The sequence below is a fragment of the Solwaraspora sp. WMMA2056 genome (genome assembly GCF_030345095.1).
Classification (GTDB): Bacteria; Actinomycetota; Actinomycetes; order Mycobacteriales; family Micromonosporaceae; genus Micromonospora_E.
Genome location: NZ_CP128360.1, coordinates 6964716 through 6980642 on the forward strand (window position 1 = coordinate 6964716; position 15927 = coordinate 6980642).

The window sequence follows — 15927 nt, forward strand, 5'->3', positions numbered from 1 at the left end:
GGCCGCCCGATCGGCGGTCCCGGTCAGACCAGGTCCGGGTCTACAGCGGCGGTACGCCGTGCGCCTTCGCGATCAGCTGCTCGTACGCGTCGACGCTGGTGGTGTTCGCGCCCAGCTCGACCGTCTTGTGGCTGCCGTGGTAGTCGGACGAACCGGTCGCGACCAGACCCAGGTCGTCGGCGAGTCGGCGGCCATGGGCCCGCTCGGCCGGGTCATGGTCGACGTGGTCGACCTCCAGGCCGGTCAGCCCGGCGGCCGCCAGCTCGGCGATCATGCTGTCCGGCACGGTACGGCCCCGGCGGTTCGCCAACGGATGGGCGAAGACCGTGACCCCGCCGGCTTCCTGCACCAGCCGTACGGCGGTGAAGACATCGAGGTCGTTCTTTGGCAGCCGGTACCGCTGGCCGAGCCACTGCGGTTGGAACGCCTCGTCGGTGCTGGCGACCAGACCGGCCCGGATCAGCGCCTGGGCGATGTGTGGCCGACCGACGGTGCCGCCGGCGGCGTAGCCGAGCACCTCGTCCCAGGTGATGTCGATGCCGTCGGCGCGCAGCAGGTCGACGATGCGTTCGCCGCGTACCGTCCGTGCGGCGCGCACCCGGTCGAGTTCGTCGGCCAGCGGCGGGTAGGTCGGGTCGAACAGGTAGCCGAGCAGATGCAGGGAGACCGCCGGTCGCGCCCCGTGCCACCGGCAGGAGATCTCGGCACCACGGATCAGGGTCAGCCCGGTCGGTCGGGCCCCGGTGGCCGGTGCCCAGCCGGCGGTGGTGTCGTGGTCGGTCAGCGCCAGCACGACCAGGCCCGCGTCGGCGGCCCGGCCGACCAGCTCCGCCGGGGTGTCGGTGCCGTCGCTGGCGTTCGAATGCGCGTGCAGGTCGATCCCGGTGCCGACGGTCATCGTCGGTCCGGGTATCCCGCGACCAGCACCGGCACGGTCCCGGCCGCCGAGAGCGGCACGTCGAGCTGCTCCACCGCGCCCTCCTGCTCGTTGCTGATCCGGTCCACGTTGATGCGTACGACCTGGTCGACTCCGGCGGCGTGCACCACGGTGACCTGGTCGGCCCAGACGGTCGCCCCGGTCAGCCGCTGGCCGGCCTCGCGGACCGAACCTACCTGATCGTCGAAGACTTTCTCCAGGTCGACCAGCATCGCCAGCTCCGACTCGCTGGCCGAGCGGGCGTCCGCCACGCCGTTGGCGACCAGCCACCGGCCGTCAGCGGAGACGGCCCCCCGGCCGTCGCCGGTCAGCGGGAGTGCGCAGGCGCTGCGGGTGGTGACGAACTCGCGGGCGACGTCCAGCAACGCCAGGCAGGACCGGCCGCCACCGTCGCTGACCTGCGCGACCACCGTACGCCCGTCGGGCAGCGCCCCGTATACGGCGCTCGCGGAGTCGGTCCAGCGCGGAAGCCCGCCCTGACCGGGCAGCCAGACGCCGAGTGCCCGGCCGTTGCCGTCGCTGTCGCTGTCGCGGGCCAGCAGTACGGCGTCGCCAGCGAAGCCGACCGGCCGGCCCGGTTCCGGCGCCTTGCTGGTGGTGGTGTCGGTCAGTTCGCCGCTGACCAGCGACGCGACGGCCAACTGCGTGCCGTGCCGCCAGGCGATCCGGGAACCGGCCGGGTCGACCGCGACCGCGTCGACGTCGGTGAGCACCGGCTTCGGCGGGGCGTCCGGCGTCACGAACCACACCCCGGCGGGGTCGTCGGCGGGCGCGGCACCGACCAGCAGCCAGCCGTCGGAGATCCGGCTCGCCTGGGCGACGGCCTCGATCGGGCCGAGATCGACCTGGCGGCCGTCGGTGGTGTGCAGCTCACCGGCGACCACCAGGTCCACCGGCAGGGGCGGCGCCGCAGCGAGCGGCTGCCGGCGCAGGTCGCCGTGCAACGGCAGCGGTGCGGCCGCCGCCGGCGCGTGACTGGCGGTCTGCACCGGTGGCGGCGGTGCCGCCGGCTCGGCGAGCAGCGTCGGTGCCCCGCCCGACGCTGGCAGCACCTGGCCTGAGGCGACGCTGGCGGCGGCCAGTAGGCAGACGCCGAACGCCGCCGCGCCGCCGGCCCGTACCCGACGGTGGCGGCGGGCCTGCCGGATCGCCCAGTCCGCCACGTCGGCGGTGGCCACGGCGCCCGTGGTACGCGGTCGGCCGGCCGCGTGGTCGGCGAGGCAGCGTCGCAGCGCCTGCTCGAGGTCGTCGGTCCTCACGCCAGGTGAACGCGGCCGTACGGCGCTCAGGTTGTCGCGGATCGGGCCGTCGGCGCCGACCGGCGGGAACCTGCCCGGGCTGGGCGGCGTCGTCGGAGAAGTCACCGTTTCGCCACCAGTTTGCTGGCGAACGGCCCGATCGGCATGATGCCGCCGGGCACCGTGGCGGTCACCGGGGTGGACTGTGCGGGGACGGCCGTGCCGGCCACCGCCGACTCGGCAGGTGAGCCGACGATGGATGGGCCGATGACGGGTGGGCCGACGACGGGCTGTCGGCGGGCGGCGGAGGCGAACTGAGGTGCCGGGTCGTACCCTTGCGCGATCAGCTTCTTGCGCAGCGTGCCGAGGGCCCGGGAGGTCTGACTCTTCACCGTGCCGGGTGAGATGTTCAGCAACGCGGCGGTCTGCGCCTCGGAGAGGTCCTCGTAGAACCGCAGCACCAGCACCGCGCGTTGGCGGGCCGGCAGGGCCTTGACGTGTCGCCAGAGGACGTCGCGGTCGAGCTGTTCCTGGATCGGATCCGGGCCGGCCTGCTCGGGCAGTATCTCCGTCGGACGTTCGCCGTGCCAGCGTCGGCGCCACCAACTGGTGGCGGTGTTGACGAGCACCCGCCGGGTGTACGGCTCGACGGCTTCGATGTGGCCGAGGCGTTTCCAGGCCAGGTAGGTCTTGGTCAGCGCGGTCTGCAGCAGGTCCTCCGCCGTGGCCCAGTCGCCGGCGAGCAGGTACGCGGTGCGCAGCAGTGCGCCGGACCGGGACGCGACGAACTCGCGGAAGTCTTCCTCCATCGAGTCTCTGGGCGTCACCGGCTGCCTCCCGTCCCTCGTTACGGTACGCCGGCCGGGCCAGCTTCGGCGGGCACGCCACGACGGCGACGGCCGTCAGCCGTCGTCCTTGGCAGCCGCCTCTTCCTTGCTCAGCCGTGCCTCGACGGCCTGCGGCTCGTACATCTCCTCGACGACCCGCAGGTAGAGCTCGTTCGGGTTGGGCAGGTTCTTGACCTCGCGCAGGGCCTGCTCCTGACCGGCGGACTCGAGGATGAACGTGCCGTAGTTGAGGAAGCGACCGAGCGGTGACTGCTCGTACTTCATGTCGGTGACCCGCAGCAACGGCATCATCGCCACGTTGCGGGTGATGATGCCGTTGACCACCATCACCCGCTTGTTGGTCAGGATGAAGCGGTCGAACCACCAGTCGGCGATCTTCCAGCCGACCCAGCCGAGCACACCGAGCCAGATCAGCACCGCGACGGTGGTCAGGCCGCCGACGTCCTGACCGGCGAGGAAGCCGGAGAGGTAGCCGAGCACGAAGGTCGCCACGACGCCGACGAGCAGCGGGGTGAGCAGATGAATCCAGTGTCGCTTCCACTCGCCGCGGTAGCGCTCGGTCGGAAAGAGGTACCGCGCGACCAGCGGGGTCGGCTCGTCCTCCAGGGGCAGGACCCGACGCGGCTGCACCGGCATGCCGGAGGCGTCGGCCTGCAGGCCGGCGATCTCGTCAGCGGAGATGTCGGGCGGTGAGTAGCTGATGATGGGTTCGTCGTGCACCCGCCGGGTGCCGCCGCCGTACCCAGCGTCAGCGGAGTAGGACGGACCGTCGGAGTACGACGGACCGTCGCTGTAGGACGGCCCGGCACCGAAGTGCGGGCCGTCCTCTGGGCGAACGCGCGGAATCGGTTCGGTGTCACGTTGGCGGCGCCGTCGGGCGGCGTCGTCATCGGCGTCAGGGGGCTCGGAGGGGTTGCCCATGGGCGACTAGGCCACGAGGCTGGTGAAGAAGTCGCCGAAACCCTGCGCGACCTCGACGATGCCGCCACCCACCGACTTGAACACGTCGGCCGCCGAATCTGGCCGGAACGCGACGAAGAAAATCAAGAACGCGATTCCGCCCCAGGTGAGGACCTTCTTGACCATTGCGGGCCATCCCCCTCCGTGTGGCGCGCCGCGACCCTCGTCCCGGCGATACTAGAATATCAGTCCTTCGTCCCGTGGTGGTGTAGTTGATCGTGGGAAAAGGTGTTCACGCTTTCCCGTGCAGGTACGGCGACGGCGCTCCGTACATCATCCCTGGTGGGACCTCCTCGGACAGATCGTGCAGCACGATGTCCTCGGCCAGCAGGTAGCCCGCGTCGGCCGGCCAGGTCACCGCGTACAGCCACAGTCCTCTGGCCTCACCCGCGTAAGCGCAGCGGCCCGGCTCGGCCTCGACCGACCACAGCGGAGTCGGGTGGCCGTCGGCCCGGATCTTGGCGTGCGGGGCACCGCTGCCGAGCACGTCGGCCAGTGAGTCGCCGGGATCGGGTCCGGGCAGACCGGCGAACCGGGTACCGAGCCCGACGCCGGGCTCCTCCGCGACGAGCACCAGATCGGCGGGTCCGCCGGAGACCGGCGCCGGTCCGCTGAACGCGGTGACCGTGGCCCGGACCGCTCCGCGCTGTTCGCCGACCCAGCCGACCCCGGTCAGCGTCCACCCCGGCAGCAGCGGCCAGACGGCCCACATCGGCACCGGCCCGGGTGGGGCGGCGACGTCGGCGAGCAGCCGGGTCACCGCGCTGGCCACGATGTCGGGTCCGATGTGCTCGGCGACATGCAGCGGCGGCACCGGCCCGCAGCTGTCACAACGGGTCTCGGTGTGCATCAGGTCGGGCGGCCGCACCGGACCGCCGCACCGGGGACAACTCACCATCACGCCCACGTCACCTACGTTGCGCGTCCGCCGCTCACCCGTCAAGCGAACCGGCTTTTTCGGTCATTCTTTCCCTCGGCTGCGGGCCGGGCGTCCCGCGCGGGACGGGACCGGACGCACTTGCGCCCGAACGCACCCGGGCCGCCCGCCGCTCACCCGGACCGCTCGCCGGTCACCGGATCCGGCGGCGGTCCGGCGTGGGCCCGGATCCAGGCGTGCATCGCGATCCCGCTGGCCACTCCGGCGTTGATCGACCGGGTGGAGCCGTACTGGGCGATGGAGTACAGCAGGTCGCAGCCGGCGCGGGCGGCGTCGGACAGCCCCGGCCCCTCCTGGCCGAACAGCAGCACGCAGCGCCGCGGCAGGTGTACGGTCTCCAGCGGCCGTGAGCCGGCGAGGTTGTCGATGCCGATCACCGCCAGCCCGGCCCGCGCGGCCCAGTCCAGCAGGTCACCGATGTCCGGATGGTGCCGGACGTGCTGGTAGCGGTCGGTCACCATGGCACCGCGCCGGTTCCACCGCCGGCGACCGACGATGTGCACCTCGGCGGCGAGGAAGGCGTTGGCGTTGCGCACCACCGTGCCGATGTTGAGGTCGTGCTGCCAGTTCTCGATCGCGACGTGGAACTCGTGCCGGCGGTGGTCGAGATCGGCGACCACCGCCTCCCGCCGCCAGTACCGGTAGCGGTCGACGACGTTGCGGCGGTCGCCGGCGGCGAGCAGCTCAGGGTCGTAGCGCGGGTCGGTCGGCCACTCGCCCGGCCAGGGACCCACTCCGACGACTACGGCGTCCGCGCCGGCTTCGGCCCCGACCGGATGGGTGGTCGGCGGTACGGCGGGGGAAGGCTCCGTCGACCGCCCGTCGACGGGTGGCGTGCTCTGCTGTCGTTCCACGCTCTGCAGAGCGTACGGAGGCCGCTCGGACGGCCGGGACACCAGTGCGGCGGAGCTGATCCTGCGGCGGGCCGATCGGGCGGTGCGGCCCGGGTACTACCGGAATTTCCGACCCTGGACGCAATGAACGGCGGGGCCCTCCCCGGCACCCGCCGTCCACGCTCTGATAGCTAGAGATTCTGCCGGACCCACCACCGCCCGGGAAGAGCCCGGACCGAGACGGAGGTCACAGTTATGCTTTTGTTACATTACAAAGAGTAATTACCGCCGTCAACTTCTGCGGTCGCGACATCGATCGTTTGCCCATGTCATCCCGACAGAACGGGCCACGAACCGCCGCCACCTGCAAAAACAGCTGGAAACGCTCCCATCACTTTCGGTAGCCGTACTGGATGCGTCTTTCCGCACTCCCAGATCGGGTCTCGCGGCCCGCTCCGCCACGGTCCGAACCTCGTCGCGCCCCGGGTTTCCGCGCCCACCGATCGGGAATGCCACCGACCCCGGCGTCGTTTGCCTCGGTAGACCCGGGGCGTCACCGCCCCAAATCTGGCGATCGGAGACATCGATGGCGACCGTTGAGCTGACCACCCACAACTTCGACGAGGTGACCTCCGGCGACGGCATCGTCCTGGTCGACTTCTGGGCCAGCTGGTGCGGGCCCTGCGTACGGTTCGCCCCGGTGTACGAACGGTCCGCCGGCAAGCACACCGACATCACCTTCGGCAAGGTCGACACCGAGGCACAGCAGGAGCTCGCCGCGAAGTTCGACATCCGGTCGATCCCGACCATCATGGCGATCCGCGACGGGGTCGTCGTCTTCGCTCAGCCCGGCGCGTTGCCGGAGTCCGCACTGGAGTCCCTGATCGAGCAGGTGCGCGCGCTGGACATGGACGACGTCCGACAGAAGCTCGCCTCGCACCAGCACTGACGGGCAGGCCGTCCGACGGGTCTGGTCCGGTCCCGGTCCGGGACCGGACCCCCGCCCGCCAGCGCGTGCCGCAGGGGTCCGGGACCGGACCGACGTCGGTCAGCGCGTGCCGGCTCCGCCGGCCACCGTGTCGATCCGGCCGGCCAGCCCGTCCAGCACCGCCCGATAGCCCGCGACCGCCTCGGCCAGCACGTCGGCACCGGGCCGCGCCCAGACCTCCTCGTGGAAGACCTCGACCTCGACCGGCCCGGTGAACCCGGCCGCGTCGACCGCCGCGACGAACCGGTCGAGCGCGATACAGCCGGTGCCGGGCAGCCCCCGCCCCAGCAGGACCCCGGCCGGCAACGGAGTGATCCAGTCGGCCAGTTGGAAGCAGGCGATCCGCTGCGCCCGTCCCGCCCGGGCGATCTGCGTCCACACCTGGTCGTCCCACCAGAGGTGGTACGTGTCCACCACGACGCCGACCGCCGCCGCCGGATAGGGATCAGCCAGGTCCAGCGCCTGACCGAGCGTGGACACGACGCACCGGTCCGCGCAGAACATCGGATGCAGCGGTTCGATCGCCAGGCGCACCCCGGCGTCGAGCGCATGCGGCACCAGCCGGCCGATCGCCTCGCCGACCCACGACCGGGCACCGTCGAGGTCCCGGTCGGGCCGGCCAGCCGAGGGCCCGGCACCGGCCGTGGGTAGTCCGCCGGAGACCAGGACCAGCACCGGCGCCCCGAGCGTGGCCGCCTCGTCGATGGCGCGCCGGTTGTCGTCGTACCAGTCGTCGTCGGCGAAGAACCCACCGCGGCACAGTGAGGTCACCGCCAGGCCCGCGTCGCGCACCAGTGCGGCGGTCCGGTCCAGTCCGTAGGCGGCGGTCTCCTCGCGCCACAGCCCGATCCCCCGGACGCCGGCCGCCACGCAGCCGGCCACCATCTCATCCATCGGCCAGAACTTCGTGGTGGCGGCGTTGAGCGCGAACCGTGCCGGTGCCGGCGTGCCGGCACCGGACGGGTGCCCGGCACCGGGTGCCGGGTCACTCACCGGTCAGCTCCGGGACGTCGATCCGACGGCCCTCCCGCGCCGACCGCAGGCCCAGCTCGGCCAGCTGCACCCCGCGCGCCCCGGCCCACAGGTCCCAGCTGTACGGGGTGTCCTCGACGACGTGCCGCAGGAACAGCTCCCACTGGGCCTTGAACCCGTTGTCGAACTCCTCGTTGTCCGGCACCGGCTGCCACTGGTCGCGGAACTGCTCGGTCGCCGGCAGGTCCGGGTTCCACACCGGCTTGGGGGTGGTCGACCGGTGCTGGACCCGGCAGTGCCGCAACCCGGCGACCGCGCTGCCCTCGGTACCGTCCACCTGGAACTCCACCAGCTCGTCGCGGTACACCCGGACCGCCCAGGAGGAGTTGATCTGGGCGACGACGCGGCCACCGTCGGGGCCGGGCCGGTCGATTTCGAAGATGCCGTACGCCGCGTCGTCGGCGGTGGCGTCGTACGGCGCGCCCGTCTCGTCCCAGCGGCGGTCGATGTGCGTCGCGACGTGCGCGGTCACCGACCGGACCCGACCGAAGATCTGCTCCAGTACGTAGTGCCAGTGTGGAAACATGTCCACAGTGATCCCGCCGCCGTCGGCCGCCCGGTAGTTCCAGGACGGGCGTTGGGCGGGCTGCCAGTCGCCCTCGAACACCCAGTAGCCGAACTCGCCGCGTACCGACAGGATCCGGCCGAAGAAGCCGCCCTTGACCAGTCGGTCCAGCTTGCGCAGGCCCGGCAGGAAGAGCTTGTCCTGGACCACACCGTGTTTGATGCCGGCGGCGTCGGCCAGCCGGGCGAGATCCACCGCGCCGGCCAGGTCCTCGGCGGTCGGCTTCTCGGTGTAGATGTGCTTGCCGGCGTCGATCGCCAACCGCAGGGCCTTCTCGCGGGCCGCGGTGACCTGCGCGTCGAAGTAGATCCGGGTGTCCGGTCGGGCCAGCGCGGCGGCCAGATCGGTGGTCCAGTCGGTCAGCCCGTGCCGGTCGGCCAGCTCGCGGAGCTTGTTCTCGTTGCGCCCGACCAGCACAAGTTCGGGCCAGAGCCGGGTGCCGTCGGCCAGCGGCAGTCCACCCTGGTCACGAATCGCGAGCAGGGACCGGACCAGATGCTGCCGGTAGCCCATCCGGCCGGTGACGCCGTTGAGGACGATCCCGATGGGGGTACGGGACATGCCTCGCCTCCTTGACTGGTCGGGAACGGTGCGCCACGCGGTAGGTAAGCGCTTTCCTGCGTACGTTACTGGTTGCACTCATCCCACGGCAAGGGCTTTCCGGCCGACCGGAGCCGCGCCACGCTATCCTCAGCGACAACGTTTCCGGACCGCCCGCGAGGCAGTGCGCCCGCAGCCGGCGCAGCGCCCGACCGGGTCGCGCGTGGAGTCCGGGAGAGGAGCGGATCGTGGCCACGCTCGCGGACGTCGCGAAACGCGCCGGCGTGTCACCGGCCACCGCCTCACGGATCATCAACGGCAGCAGCAAGCCGGTCACCGAAGCGCTGCGCGAACGGGTCCTCGCCGCCGTCGAGGAGCTGCAGTACGTGCCGAACGCGCACGCCCAGTCGCTGGCCCGGGCCCACCGCAGCGCGGTCGGCGTGATCGTCCACGACGTGTCGGATCCGTACTTCGCCGAGATCACCCGGGGCCTGCAGCGGGTGGCCACCGAGCACGGCCGGCTGGTGATCATCTGCAACAGCTACCGCGACCCGGACAAGGAACTGCAGTACGTCGAACTGCTGCGCGCCCACCAGGCGGCGGCGATCGTCCTGGCCGGCTCCGGCTACCACGACGAGACGTTCACCGCCCTGCTGGAGAGCAAACTGCGGGTCTACGAACGCACTGGCGGCCGGGTCGCGGTGATCGGCCGGCACTCCCACGCCGGGGACGCGGTGGTGCCGGACAACGAAATGGGCGGCTACCTGCTCGGCGCCGAGCTCTACTCGCTCGGACACACCCACTTCGGGGTGGTCGCCGGCCCCAAGGTGCTGACCACGACCACCGACCGGCTCACCGGACTGCGACGGGCCGCCCGGGAACACGGCCAGAAGCTGCCCGCCCGGCGGATCGCGTACGCCGATTTCGACCGCGCGAGCGGCGCGGCCGCCGCCGCCGGCCTGCTCGACGCCGAGCCCGGTCTCACCGCGATCGCCGCGCTCAACGACTCGATGGCCATCGGCGTCCTGGCGCTGCTGCGCTCGCGCGGCATCGCGGTACCGGAGCAGTTCAGCGTGGTCGGCTTCGACGACATGCCGGTCGCCCGCGACGTGACCCCGGCGTTGACCACCGTACGGCTGCCGCTGGCCGAGATGGGTGCCCGGGCGATGACGATGGCGCTGCAGGTGTCCGGCGGCCCACGGGCGGCCATGATCGAGGAGGTCGGCGCCGAGCTGGTGCGTCGCGACAGCGCAGGGCCGCCACCACCGGCGGTCGGCTGACGTCGCGACGTCGGTGGTCGCGCGGGCCGACCCGCGCGTCGCACTTGCCCCCCGATCGTACGTGTGTTCGAATGGACCACATGCGTTGGGACACCTTGTCGGCTCCCCCCGACGGGGCCGGCCCACCCGGGGCAGCGCCAGCGGCTCCACCCCTGCCGCTGGCGCTGCCCGAGGCCGTCCCGCGCACCTTCGACACCCCCGGCTTCGCCGGCATGACGTTCTACGAGATCCACGCCAAGTCGATCATCAACCGGGTGCGCGGTGGTTCCCGGGTGCCGTTCGAGTGGACGGTCAACCCGTACCGTGGGTGCAGCCACGCCTGCGCGTACTGCTTCGCCCGCAACACCCACACCTACCTCGACCTCGACGCCGGGCTCGATTTCGACAGCAAGATCGTGGTGAAGGTCAACGCCGCCGAGTTGCTGCGCCGCGAGCTGGCCGCACCGGGCTGGTCGGGCCAGCCCATCGCGATGGGCACCAACGTCGACTGCTACCAGCGGGCCGAGGGGCGCTACCGGCTCATGCCGGAGATCATCGGCGCGCTGCACGACGCGGCCAACCCGTTCTCGATCCTCACCAAGGGGACGCTGATCCTGCGGGATCTGCCGCTACTGCGCCGCGCCGCCCGGGCGACCACGGTCAGCCTGGCCGTCTCGGTGGGCTTCGTCGACGAGTCACTGTGGCGGGCCGTCGAGTCCGGTACGCCCAGCCCCGCCCGGCGGCTGGCGACCGTCCGCACGCTGACCGACGCCGGGTTCGACGTCAGCGTACTGATGGCACCGATCCTGCCCGGCCTGACCGACGACGCCGAGTCGATCGACACGACCGTCGCCGCGATCGCCCGTGCCGGGGCGGTCAGCGTCACTCCGCTGCCGCTGCACCTACGGCCCGGTGCCCGCGAGTGGTACGCCGCCTGGCTCGGCCGCACCCACCCGCACCTGGTCGCCCGCTACCGCGCGCTGTTCCGGTCCGGCGCCTACCTGCCGCAGTCCTACCAGCGGGAGATCGTCGCCCGGGTGCGGATGGCCGCCCGCCGGCACGGACTCGCTCCGGCCGGCCCCGGCGCCGCCCGCCAACTCGCGGGCACCGACACCGCGGGCACCGACACCGCGGGCCCGCCGGGCACCGCCGACCGCCAACTCCCCGGCCAGCTCGCCCTGCTGTGAGCCGGTCATCGGCTGAGTCGGTCGGCCGGTAGCCGGCCACGCGCCGCCCGCCGCGCATACGCTCGACCGATGAGAAACCCGCAACAGATCCTGGCGGACGCGCGGACGATCGCGGTGGTGGGTGCGTCCCGCGATCCGGCGAAACCGGCCCACAGCGTTCCGGCGCAGCTCATCCGGTACGGCTGGCGGGTGATCCCGGTCAACCCGTACGTCGACGAGATCTTCGGCGAACGGACCTGGCCGAGCCTGGCCGACCTGCCTGTCCCGGTGGACCTGGTCAACGTGTTCCGGCCCGTACCGGATGCGATCGACGTCGTGCGCGACGCCGTCCGCGTCGGCGCACCCGCCGTGTGGCTGCAGAGCGGGATCGCCTCGACGCAGGCCCGGGAGATCGCCGACGCCGCCGGAATCGACTACGTCGAGGACCACTGCATCGCGGTGGAACGGGCCCTGGCCAGACTCACCGGACCCGGCTGGTCGGCCGCCGACCCGACCGCGTCACCGGGCCGACCGGGCTGAGCCATGGGCCGACCGGTGCCACCGGACGCGGACCGACCGCCGCCAGGCCGGCCAGCACCGCCGGCCCGGGGTCTGAACATGCTGGCGGTCCTCACGCTGGCCAGCGCCTTCGTGTTCGCCCCGGCCGCGATCGTGCTCGGACACCTCGCGAAACGCCAGATCCGGCGGACCGGTGCGGACGGCTGGGCGCTGGCCGACTGGGGACTGTTCCTCGGCTACCTCGGCACCGTCGTCGGCCTGCTGTGCTGCTGCGGCCTGCTCGTCGTGACCATCCGCAGCGCCGGGCTCGGAACGCCCTGATCAGCGGTACTGGGCCTCCTGGACGCTGTTGCCACCGTCCACGACGAGCATCTGGCCGGTGATGTAGGAGGCGGCCGGCGAACAGAAGAACGCGATCGCCGCCGCTACCTCGTCCGGGGTGCCGGGGCGGCCGATCGGCGTACCGATGCCCTGCTTGAGCTCGGTCACCGTGGACGCCGCCGTGTAGATCGTCCCCGGGGCGACCGCGTTGACCGTGACCCCGTCGGCGACCAGCTCCATCGCCAGTGCCCGGGTGAGCCCGACCACCCCGGCCTTGGCCGCGGCGTAGCCGGCCTCGGTCGGCAGGGCGTTCACCGGGCCGGCGGTGGCCGCCAGGTTGACGATTCGGCCCCAGCCCCGCTCCGACATCCCGCCGATGAAGGCCCGGCTGCACAGGAAGGCGGTGGTCAGGTTCCGGTCGATCTCCGCCCGCCACTCGTCGAAGCTGAGCTGCGCGACCGGGCGCAGCACCTCCGGGCTCGCCCGGCTGGCCAGTCCGGCGTTGTTCACCAGGACCTCGACGTCGCCGAGCTGCTCGGCGACGGCATCGGCCAGGGCACCCACCTCGGCCTCGTCGGTCAGGTCCGCCACGAAACCGGTCGCGCCGAGCTCGGCGGCCCGCTCGTGGATCCGGCGGGTGGTGGAGACGATCGCGACCCGGGCACCGAGCTGACCGAGCCGGCGCGCGGTGGCGTACCCGATCCCGTCCGAACTGCCGGCGCCGGTGACCAGGGCGACCCGCCCGTCCAGCCGCAGGCTGCTCGGCTCCGGCCAGGGGCCGCCGGCCACCGTTACCCCGTCGGGGTCGGCCGGGCCCGATCCGACCCGGGTGGTGGCGTCCGGCCCGGCGCCCGGCGCCGGGAGCGCGGACGGACCGGACGGTCGGGTCGGTGCGCTGGAACGGAGCACGGTACGTGCGTCAAAGCCCATGCGCTGATCCTGCCCGCTGGCGTCGTCAGGAGCAACGACGTGCGGCAGCCGCGCGTTGGCGGCGACCGTCTACCCTGTGCGCGCAGCCTGCTGCGACAGTGGGCCACCGCGCTCCGGCCGGACGCGCCGTCCGTTCCGACCGCGGGCGACCGGCCACTTCGACAGAAAGACCTACGGTGATGAGCCAACCCCAGCAGCCCGGCAACTGGAGCGACCCCTCCTGGCAGGGTCAGCAGCAGCCGTACGGCTCCTACGACCCGGCCGGGCAGGTCAGTGGGCAGCCGGCCGCTCCGGGCTACCCGGCGTACCCGGATCAGCAGGCGTACGCTCCGGGCGCCGGGTACGCCACCCCGGGCTATCCGGCGGGTTACCCCTACCCGGTGGCCGTTGCCAACCCGGTCAACGGTCGGGCGATCGCGGCGCTGGTCCTGGGGATCCTGGGCATCCTCGGCCTCTGTGGATACTTCGTCCCCGGCCTGATCGGCATCGTCGGCGCGCTGCTCGGCCACTCCGCTCGGCGGCAGATCCGCACCGCCGCCGAGCAGGGCCGCCCCGAACAGGGCGACGGGATGGCGGTCGCCGGGATGATCACCGGCTGGATCTCGTTCGGGATCTCGCTGCTCGCCTCCATCGTGATCGCCATCGCCGTCATCGCGAGCATCAGCCAGAACCAGTAGTCCACGGTCCGTCCGGGTGACGCCGGTGCGCACAGTTCACCGACCATCGTGTCACCGACCATCGTGAGGGGAAGACGATGTACGACTCAGATCCCGGCAAGTCCGACCAGCCGCCGACGCCGGGCCACCCGGGCGGCCCCGGCCAGCCGTACCCGCCGGGTCAGCCGTACCCGCCGGCCGGCGGGTGGCCCGGTTACGCCCCACCGCCACCGACCAACACGATGGCCCTGGCCTCGTTCATCGTGTCGCTGGTCAGCCTGTTCAGCTGCCCGCTGATCGGCATCGTGTCGATCGTCCTGGGCCGCCGCGCCCGCGACGAGATCCGGCGTACCGGGGAGCAGGGCGAGGGGCTCGCCCAGGCCGGCGTGATCATCGGCTGGATCGGCGTCGCCCTCGCCGTACTGGGCGCCCTGGTGTTCCTGGCCTACTTCGGCTTCATTTTCCTGATGGTGAGCAACTCGACCGCCGCCTACTGACCCGCGCCGGTGCTCGCGGCGGCGCGGGTCACCGGGCGGTACGGCGGTCCACCAGCTCGCGGACCGACGAGGGCAGTGCGGTGGCCGGGCGCAGTCGGGGCAGCAGCTCCGGCTCGCGGGTCAGCGCCCGGAACACGGTCGCGACCGTCACGTCGTGGTCCGGGCTGGCCAGCACGGTCACCGGGTCGCCGGCCCGTACCGGGCCGTCGGCGACTACCCGCAGGTACGCGCCGGGCCGGACCGCCTCGGTGAACCGGACGACCCAGCGCTGCTCGGCCATCCAGTGGGCGAACGTGCCGCACGGGATCCGGGGCGCGCTGACCTGCAGCCGCAGCTGGTCGCCGATCAGCCACTCCTGCCCGATCGGGGCACCGTTGACGTCGATCCCGGCCAGGGTGAGATTTTCGCCGAAGACACCGGCCGGCAACGGCCGGCCGAGTGCGGTCTGCCAGTGGTCGAGGTCCTCCCGGGCGTACGCGTAGACCGCCTGGTCGTCACCGCCGTGGTGGCGAGTGTCGAAGATCTGGTCGCCGACGAGTCCGCTGGGCGGGCCGCCGCTGCCGCGCGGCCCCGGGGCGTGCACCTGGACCGGGCCGGTGACCGGTCGTTTGTCGATCCCGGTGACACCGGTCTGCTTCGCCGGGTTCGGCCGGGGCACCGCCACGTTCACCGAGAGGACCTCACCCATACGTCCAGCTTAGGCCGGCGGGTGTTCCGGCGGGCCCGCCTCCGGTGGCAGTGGTGGGGGCGTCCGGACCCGGGTGCCGCCGAGCACGACCACGGCGACACCGACCAGCAGCAGCCCCAGGCCGGGCAACGCGGCGGCCCGGGGCACCTGCCCCAGCCAGGCCCAGGCGATCAACGCGGCGCCGGGCACCTCCAGCAGGATCAGCACGCTGACCGTGGTCGCCGGGATCTTGTTCAGGGCGTAGCTGAACATCGAGTGGCCGAGCAACTGCGCCCCGACCACCAGGCCGAGCACGGCGAGCCAGGTGGAGCCGGGAAAACCGGTCAGCGGTACGCCGGCGGCGAGGCAGACCACCAGCAGCACCACCGCGCAGACGCCGTAGCAGATCGTCGTGTACGTGGTGGTGCTGACCGTCCGCCGGGCGTGCTCGCCCAGCGCGGTGTAGATCGCGGCGAAGATCGCACCGGCGAGTGCCAGCAGGTCTCCGGCGACGGCACGGGCGTCGAAGCCGATGTCGGCACCGGTGGCGAGCGCCGCGCCGAGCACCGCCACCGCGATCCCGACCCAGGTCAGCAGCGGCAGGCGGCGGCCCTGCCCGAGCGCGATGAGGCCCTGCCAGACCGGCTGGGTGGCGACCAGCGCGGTGGCGGTCGCCACCGAGGTCAGCTGGGCGCTCGGCATCCAGGTGCCGAAGTGCGCGGCGAGCGCGACCCCGGCCAGGACACACCAGCCGAGCTGGCGGCGGCCGACCGGCGCGGCCAGCGCCCGCAGCTCCGGGCGGCGGCGGGCCAGCACGAAGGGGGCGACCGCGCCGGTGGCCAGCAGGTTGCGCCAGAAGGCGACCGCCAGTGCCGGCGCGGCGGCGAACGCGATCAGCGGTGCCGACGTCGACACGGCCAGTACGGCGATGGCCGTGGCGCCGGTGGCGAGCAGTTCGCCCCGGCCGGCCGGGGCGGGGTTGCGGGCACCGGAGGACACGGGACACGATCCTCACAGATCGCGGCAGCGGACAG

The 15927-nt window shown here is 72.5% G+C and carries 19 protein-coding genes; 7 read left to right on the plus strand and 12 right to left on the minus strand.

Going from position 1 to position 15927, the window contains the following annotated elements; all coding sequences use genetic code 11:
- Window positions 1-40: 40 nt before the first annotated feature.
- From O7608_RS31635 to O7608_RS31665, 7 genes are all read right to left on the minus strand, one after another.
- A complete protein-coding gene (locus O7608_RS31635; RefSeq protein WP_289208012.1) occupies window positions 41-898 on the minus strand; it encodes a PHP domain-containing protein in 858 nt (285 codons plus the stop codon).
- Entirely contained in the window at window positions 895-2196 is a 1302-nt protein-coding gene (locus O7608_RS31640) for a serine/threonine-protein kinase (RefSeq protein WP_289208013.1), read from the minus strand. Before O7608_RS31640 ends, O7608_RS31635 begins: the two co-directional genes overlap by 4 nt.
- A gap of 101 nt (window positions 2197-2297) precedes the next feature.
- Window positions 2298-3002, minus strand: coding sequence for a SigE family RNA polymerase sigma factor (locus O7608_RS31645; RefSeq protein ID WP_289208014.1), 705 nt, complete (start codon window positions 3000-3002; stop codon window positions 2298-2300).
- 75 nt (window positions 3003-3077) lie between these two features.
- Window positions 3078-3944, minus strand: a complete 867-nt coding sequence (locus tag O7608_RS31650) for a PH domain-containing protein (protein ID WP_282225421.1) — start codon at window positions 3942-3944, stop codon at window positions 3078-3080.
- A gap of 6 nt (window positions 3945-3950) precedes the next feature.
- Window positions 3951-4109, minus strand: a complete 159-nt coding sequence (locus tag O7608_RS31655) for a hypothetical protein (RefSeq protein ID WP_282225420.1) — start codon at window positions 4107-4109, stop codon at window positions 3951-3953.
- Window positions 4110-4215: 106 nt separating this feature from the next.
- Entirely contained in the window at window positions 4216-4881 is a 666-nt protein-coding gene (locus O7608_RS31660) for a DUF6758 family protein (RefSeq protein WP_353850589.1), read from the minus strand.
- A 152-nt stretch (window positions 4882-5033) separates the two neighbouring features.
- Window positions 5034-5654 carry a TrmH family RNA methyltransferase gene (locus O7608_RS31665; protein WP_289211128.1) on the minus strand — a complete coding sequence of 207 codons (621 nt, stop codon included), beginning with the start codon at window positions 5652-5654 and terminating at the stop codon, window positions 5034-5036.
- A 685-nt stretch (window positions 5655-6339) separates the two neighbouring features.
- Here O7608_RS31665 and trxA point away from each other — a divergent pair.
- Window positions 6340-6702 (plus strand): thioredoxin, encoded by a 363-nt coding sequence (trxA, locus tag O7608_RS31670; RefSeq protein WP_289208015.1) that lies wholly within the window; start codon window positions 6340-6342, stop codon window positions 6700-6702.
- A 99-nt stretch (window positions 6703-6801) separates the two neighbouring features.
- Here the strand turns inward: trxA and O7608_RS31675 are convergent, their stop codons facing one another.
- Together O7608_RS31675 and O7608_RS31680 are read right to left on the minus strand one after the other, a co-directional pair.
- Window positions 6802-7635 (minus strand): sugar phosphate isomerase/epimerase family protein, encoded by an 834-nt coding sequence (locus O7608_RS31675; RefSeq protein ID WP_289211129.1) that lies wholly within the window; start codon window positions 7633-7635, stop codon window positions 6802-6804.
- A 91-nt stretch (window positions 7636-7726) separates the two neighbouring features.
- Window positions 7727-8899, minus strand: a complete 1173-nt coding sequence (locus O7608_RS31680; RefSeq protein WP_289208016.1) for a Gfo/Idh/MocA family protein — start codon at window positions 8897-8899, stop codon at window positions 7727-7729.
- Window positions 8900-9126: 227 nt separating this feature from the next.
- Here O7608_RS31680 and O7608_RS31685 point away from each other — a divergent pair, with 227 nt between their 5' ends.
- From O7608_RS31685 to O7608_RS31700, 4 genes are all read left to right on the plus strand, one after another.
- Window positions 9127-10158, plus strand: a complete 1032-nt coding sequence (locus O7608_RS31685; RefSeq protein WP_289208017.1) for a LacI family DNA-binding transcriptional regulator — start codon at window positions 9127-9129, stop codon at window positions 10156-10158.
- An 80-nt stretch (window positions 10159-10238) separates the two neighbouring features.
- Entirely contained in the window at window positions 10239-11324 is a 1086-nt protein-coding gene (locus O7608_RS31690) for an Rv2578c family radical SAM protein (protein WP_289208018.1), read from the plus strand.
- 69 nt (window positions 11325-11393) lie between these two features.
- Entirely contained in the window at window positions 11394-11843 is a 450-nt protein-coding gene (locus O7608_RS31695; protein ID WP_289208019.1) for a CoA-binding protein, read from the plus strand.
- A 78-nt stretch (window positions 11844-11921) separates the two neighbouring features.
- A complete protein-coding gene (locus O7608_RS31700) occupies window positions 11922-12143 on the plus strand; it encodes a DUF4190 domain-containing protein (RefSeq protein ID WP_289208020.1) in 222 nt (73 codons plus the stop codon).
- On the opposite strand, the gene O7608_RS31705 is transcribed toward O7608_RS31700, so the two are convergent.
- Window positions 12144-13073 (minus strand): SDR family NAD(P)-dependent oxidoreductase, encoded by a 930-nt coding sequence (locus O7608_RS31705; RefSeq protein WP_421357708.1) that lies wholly within the window; start codon window positions 13071-13073, stop codon window positions 12144-12146.
- A 179-nt stretch (window positions 13074-13252) separates the two neighbouring features.
- Here O7608_RS31705 and O7608_RS31710 point away from each other — a divergent pair, with 179 nt between their 5' ends.
- Together O7608_RS31710 and O7608_RS31715 are read left to right on the plus strand one after the other, a co-directional pair.
- Window positions 13253-13750, plus strand: a complete 498-nt coding sequence (locus O7608_RS31710) for a DUF4190 domain-containing protein (RefSeq protein WP_289208021.1) — start codon at window positions 13253-13255, stop codon at window positions 13748-13750.
- 77 nt (window positions 13751-13827) lie between these two features.
- Window positions 13828-14226 (plus strand): DUF4190 domain-containing protein, encoded by a 399-nt coding sequence (locus tag O7608_RS31715; protein ID WP_289208022.1) that lies wholly within the window; start codon window positions 13828-13830, stop codon window positions 14224-14226.
- A 28-nt stretch (window positions 14227-14254) separates the two neighbouring features.
- Here the strand turns inward: O7608_RS31715 and O7608_RS31720 are convergent, their stop codons facing one another.
- A complete protein-coding gene (locus tag O7608_RS31720) occupies window positions 14255-14914 on the minus strand; it encodes an MOSC domain-containing protein (RefSeq protein WP_289208023.1) in 660 nt (219 codons plus the stop codon).
- Between the two features lie 9 nt (window positions 14915-14923).
- A complete protein-coding gene (locus O7608_RS31725; RefSeq protein WP_289208024.1) occupies window positions 14924-15892 on the minus strand; it encodes a DMT family transporter in 969 nt (322 codons plus the stop codon).
- Window positions 15893-15927: the final 35 nt, after the last annotated feature.

What these genes read in the sequence shown, in the direction of transcription:
- O7608_RS31720 (WP_289208023.1), bottom strand. Translation starts at nt 14,914, where the DNA reads ATGGGTGAGGTCCTCTCGGTGAACGTGGCGGTGCCCCGGCCGAACCCG.
- O7608_RS31680 (WP_289208016.1), bottom strand. Translation starts at nt 8,899, where the DNA reads ATGTCCCGTACCCCCATCGGGATCGTCCTCAACGGCGTCACCGGCCGG.
- O7608_RS31650 (WP_282225421.1), bottom strand. Translation starts at nt 3,944, where the DNA reads ATGGGCAACCCCTCCGAGCCCCCTGACGCCGATGACGACGCCGCCCGA.
- O7608_RS31715 (WP_289208022.1), top strand. Translation starts at nt 13,828, where the DNA reads ATGTACGACTCAGATCCCGGCAAGTCCGACCAGCCGCCGACGCCGGGC.
- O7608_RS31655 (WP_282225420.1), bottom strand. Translation starts at nt 4,109, where the DNA reads ATGGTCAAGAAGGTCCTCACCTGGGGCGGAATCGCGTTCTTGATTTTC.
- trxA (WP_289208015.1), top strand. Translation starts at nt 6,340, where the DNA reads ATGGCGACCGTTGAGCTGACCACCCACAACTTCGACGAGGTGACCTCC.
- O7608_RS31695 (WP_289208019.1), top strand. Translation starts at nt 11,394, where the DNA reads ATGAGAAACCCGCAACAGATCCTGGCGGACGCGCGGACGATCGCGGTG.
- O7608_RS31690 (WP_289208018.1), top strand. Translation starts at nt 10,239, where the DNA reads ATGCGTTGGGACACCTTGTCGGCTCCCCCCGACGGGGCCGGCCCACCC.
- O7608_RS31705 (WP_421357708.1), bottom strand. Translation starts at nt 13,073, where the DNA reads ATGGGCTTTGACGCACGTACCGTGCTCCGTTCCAGCGCACCGACCCGA.
- O7608_RS31660 (WP_353850589.1), bottom strand. Translation starts at nt 4,881, where the DNA reads ATGGTGAGTTGTCCCCGGTGCGGCGGTCCGGTGCGGCCGCCCGACCTG.
- O7608_RS31635 (WP_289208012.1), bottom strand. Translation starts at nt 898, where the DNA reads ATGACCGTCGGCACCGGGATCGACCTGCACGCGCATTCGAACGCCAGC.
- O7608_RS31675 (WP_289211129.1), bottom strand. Translation starts at nt 7,635, where the DNA reads ATGGATGAGATGGTGGCCGGCTGCGTGGCGGCCGGCGTCCGGGGGATC.
- O7608_RS31710 (WP_289208021.1), top strand. Translation starts at nt 13,253, where the DNA reads ATGAGCCAACCCCAGCAGCCCGGCAACTGGAGCGACCCCTCCTGGCAG.
- O7608_RS31700 (WP_289208020.1), top strand. Translation starts at nt 11,922, where the DNA reads ATGCTGGCGGTCCTCACGCTGGCCAGCGCCTTCGTGTTCGCCCCGGCC.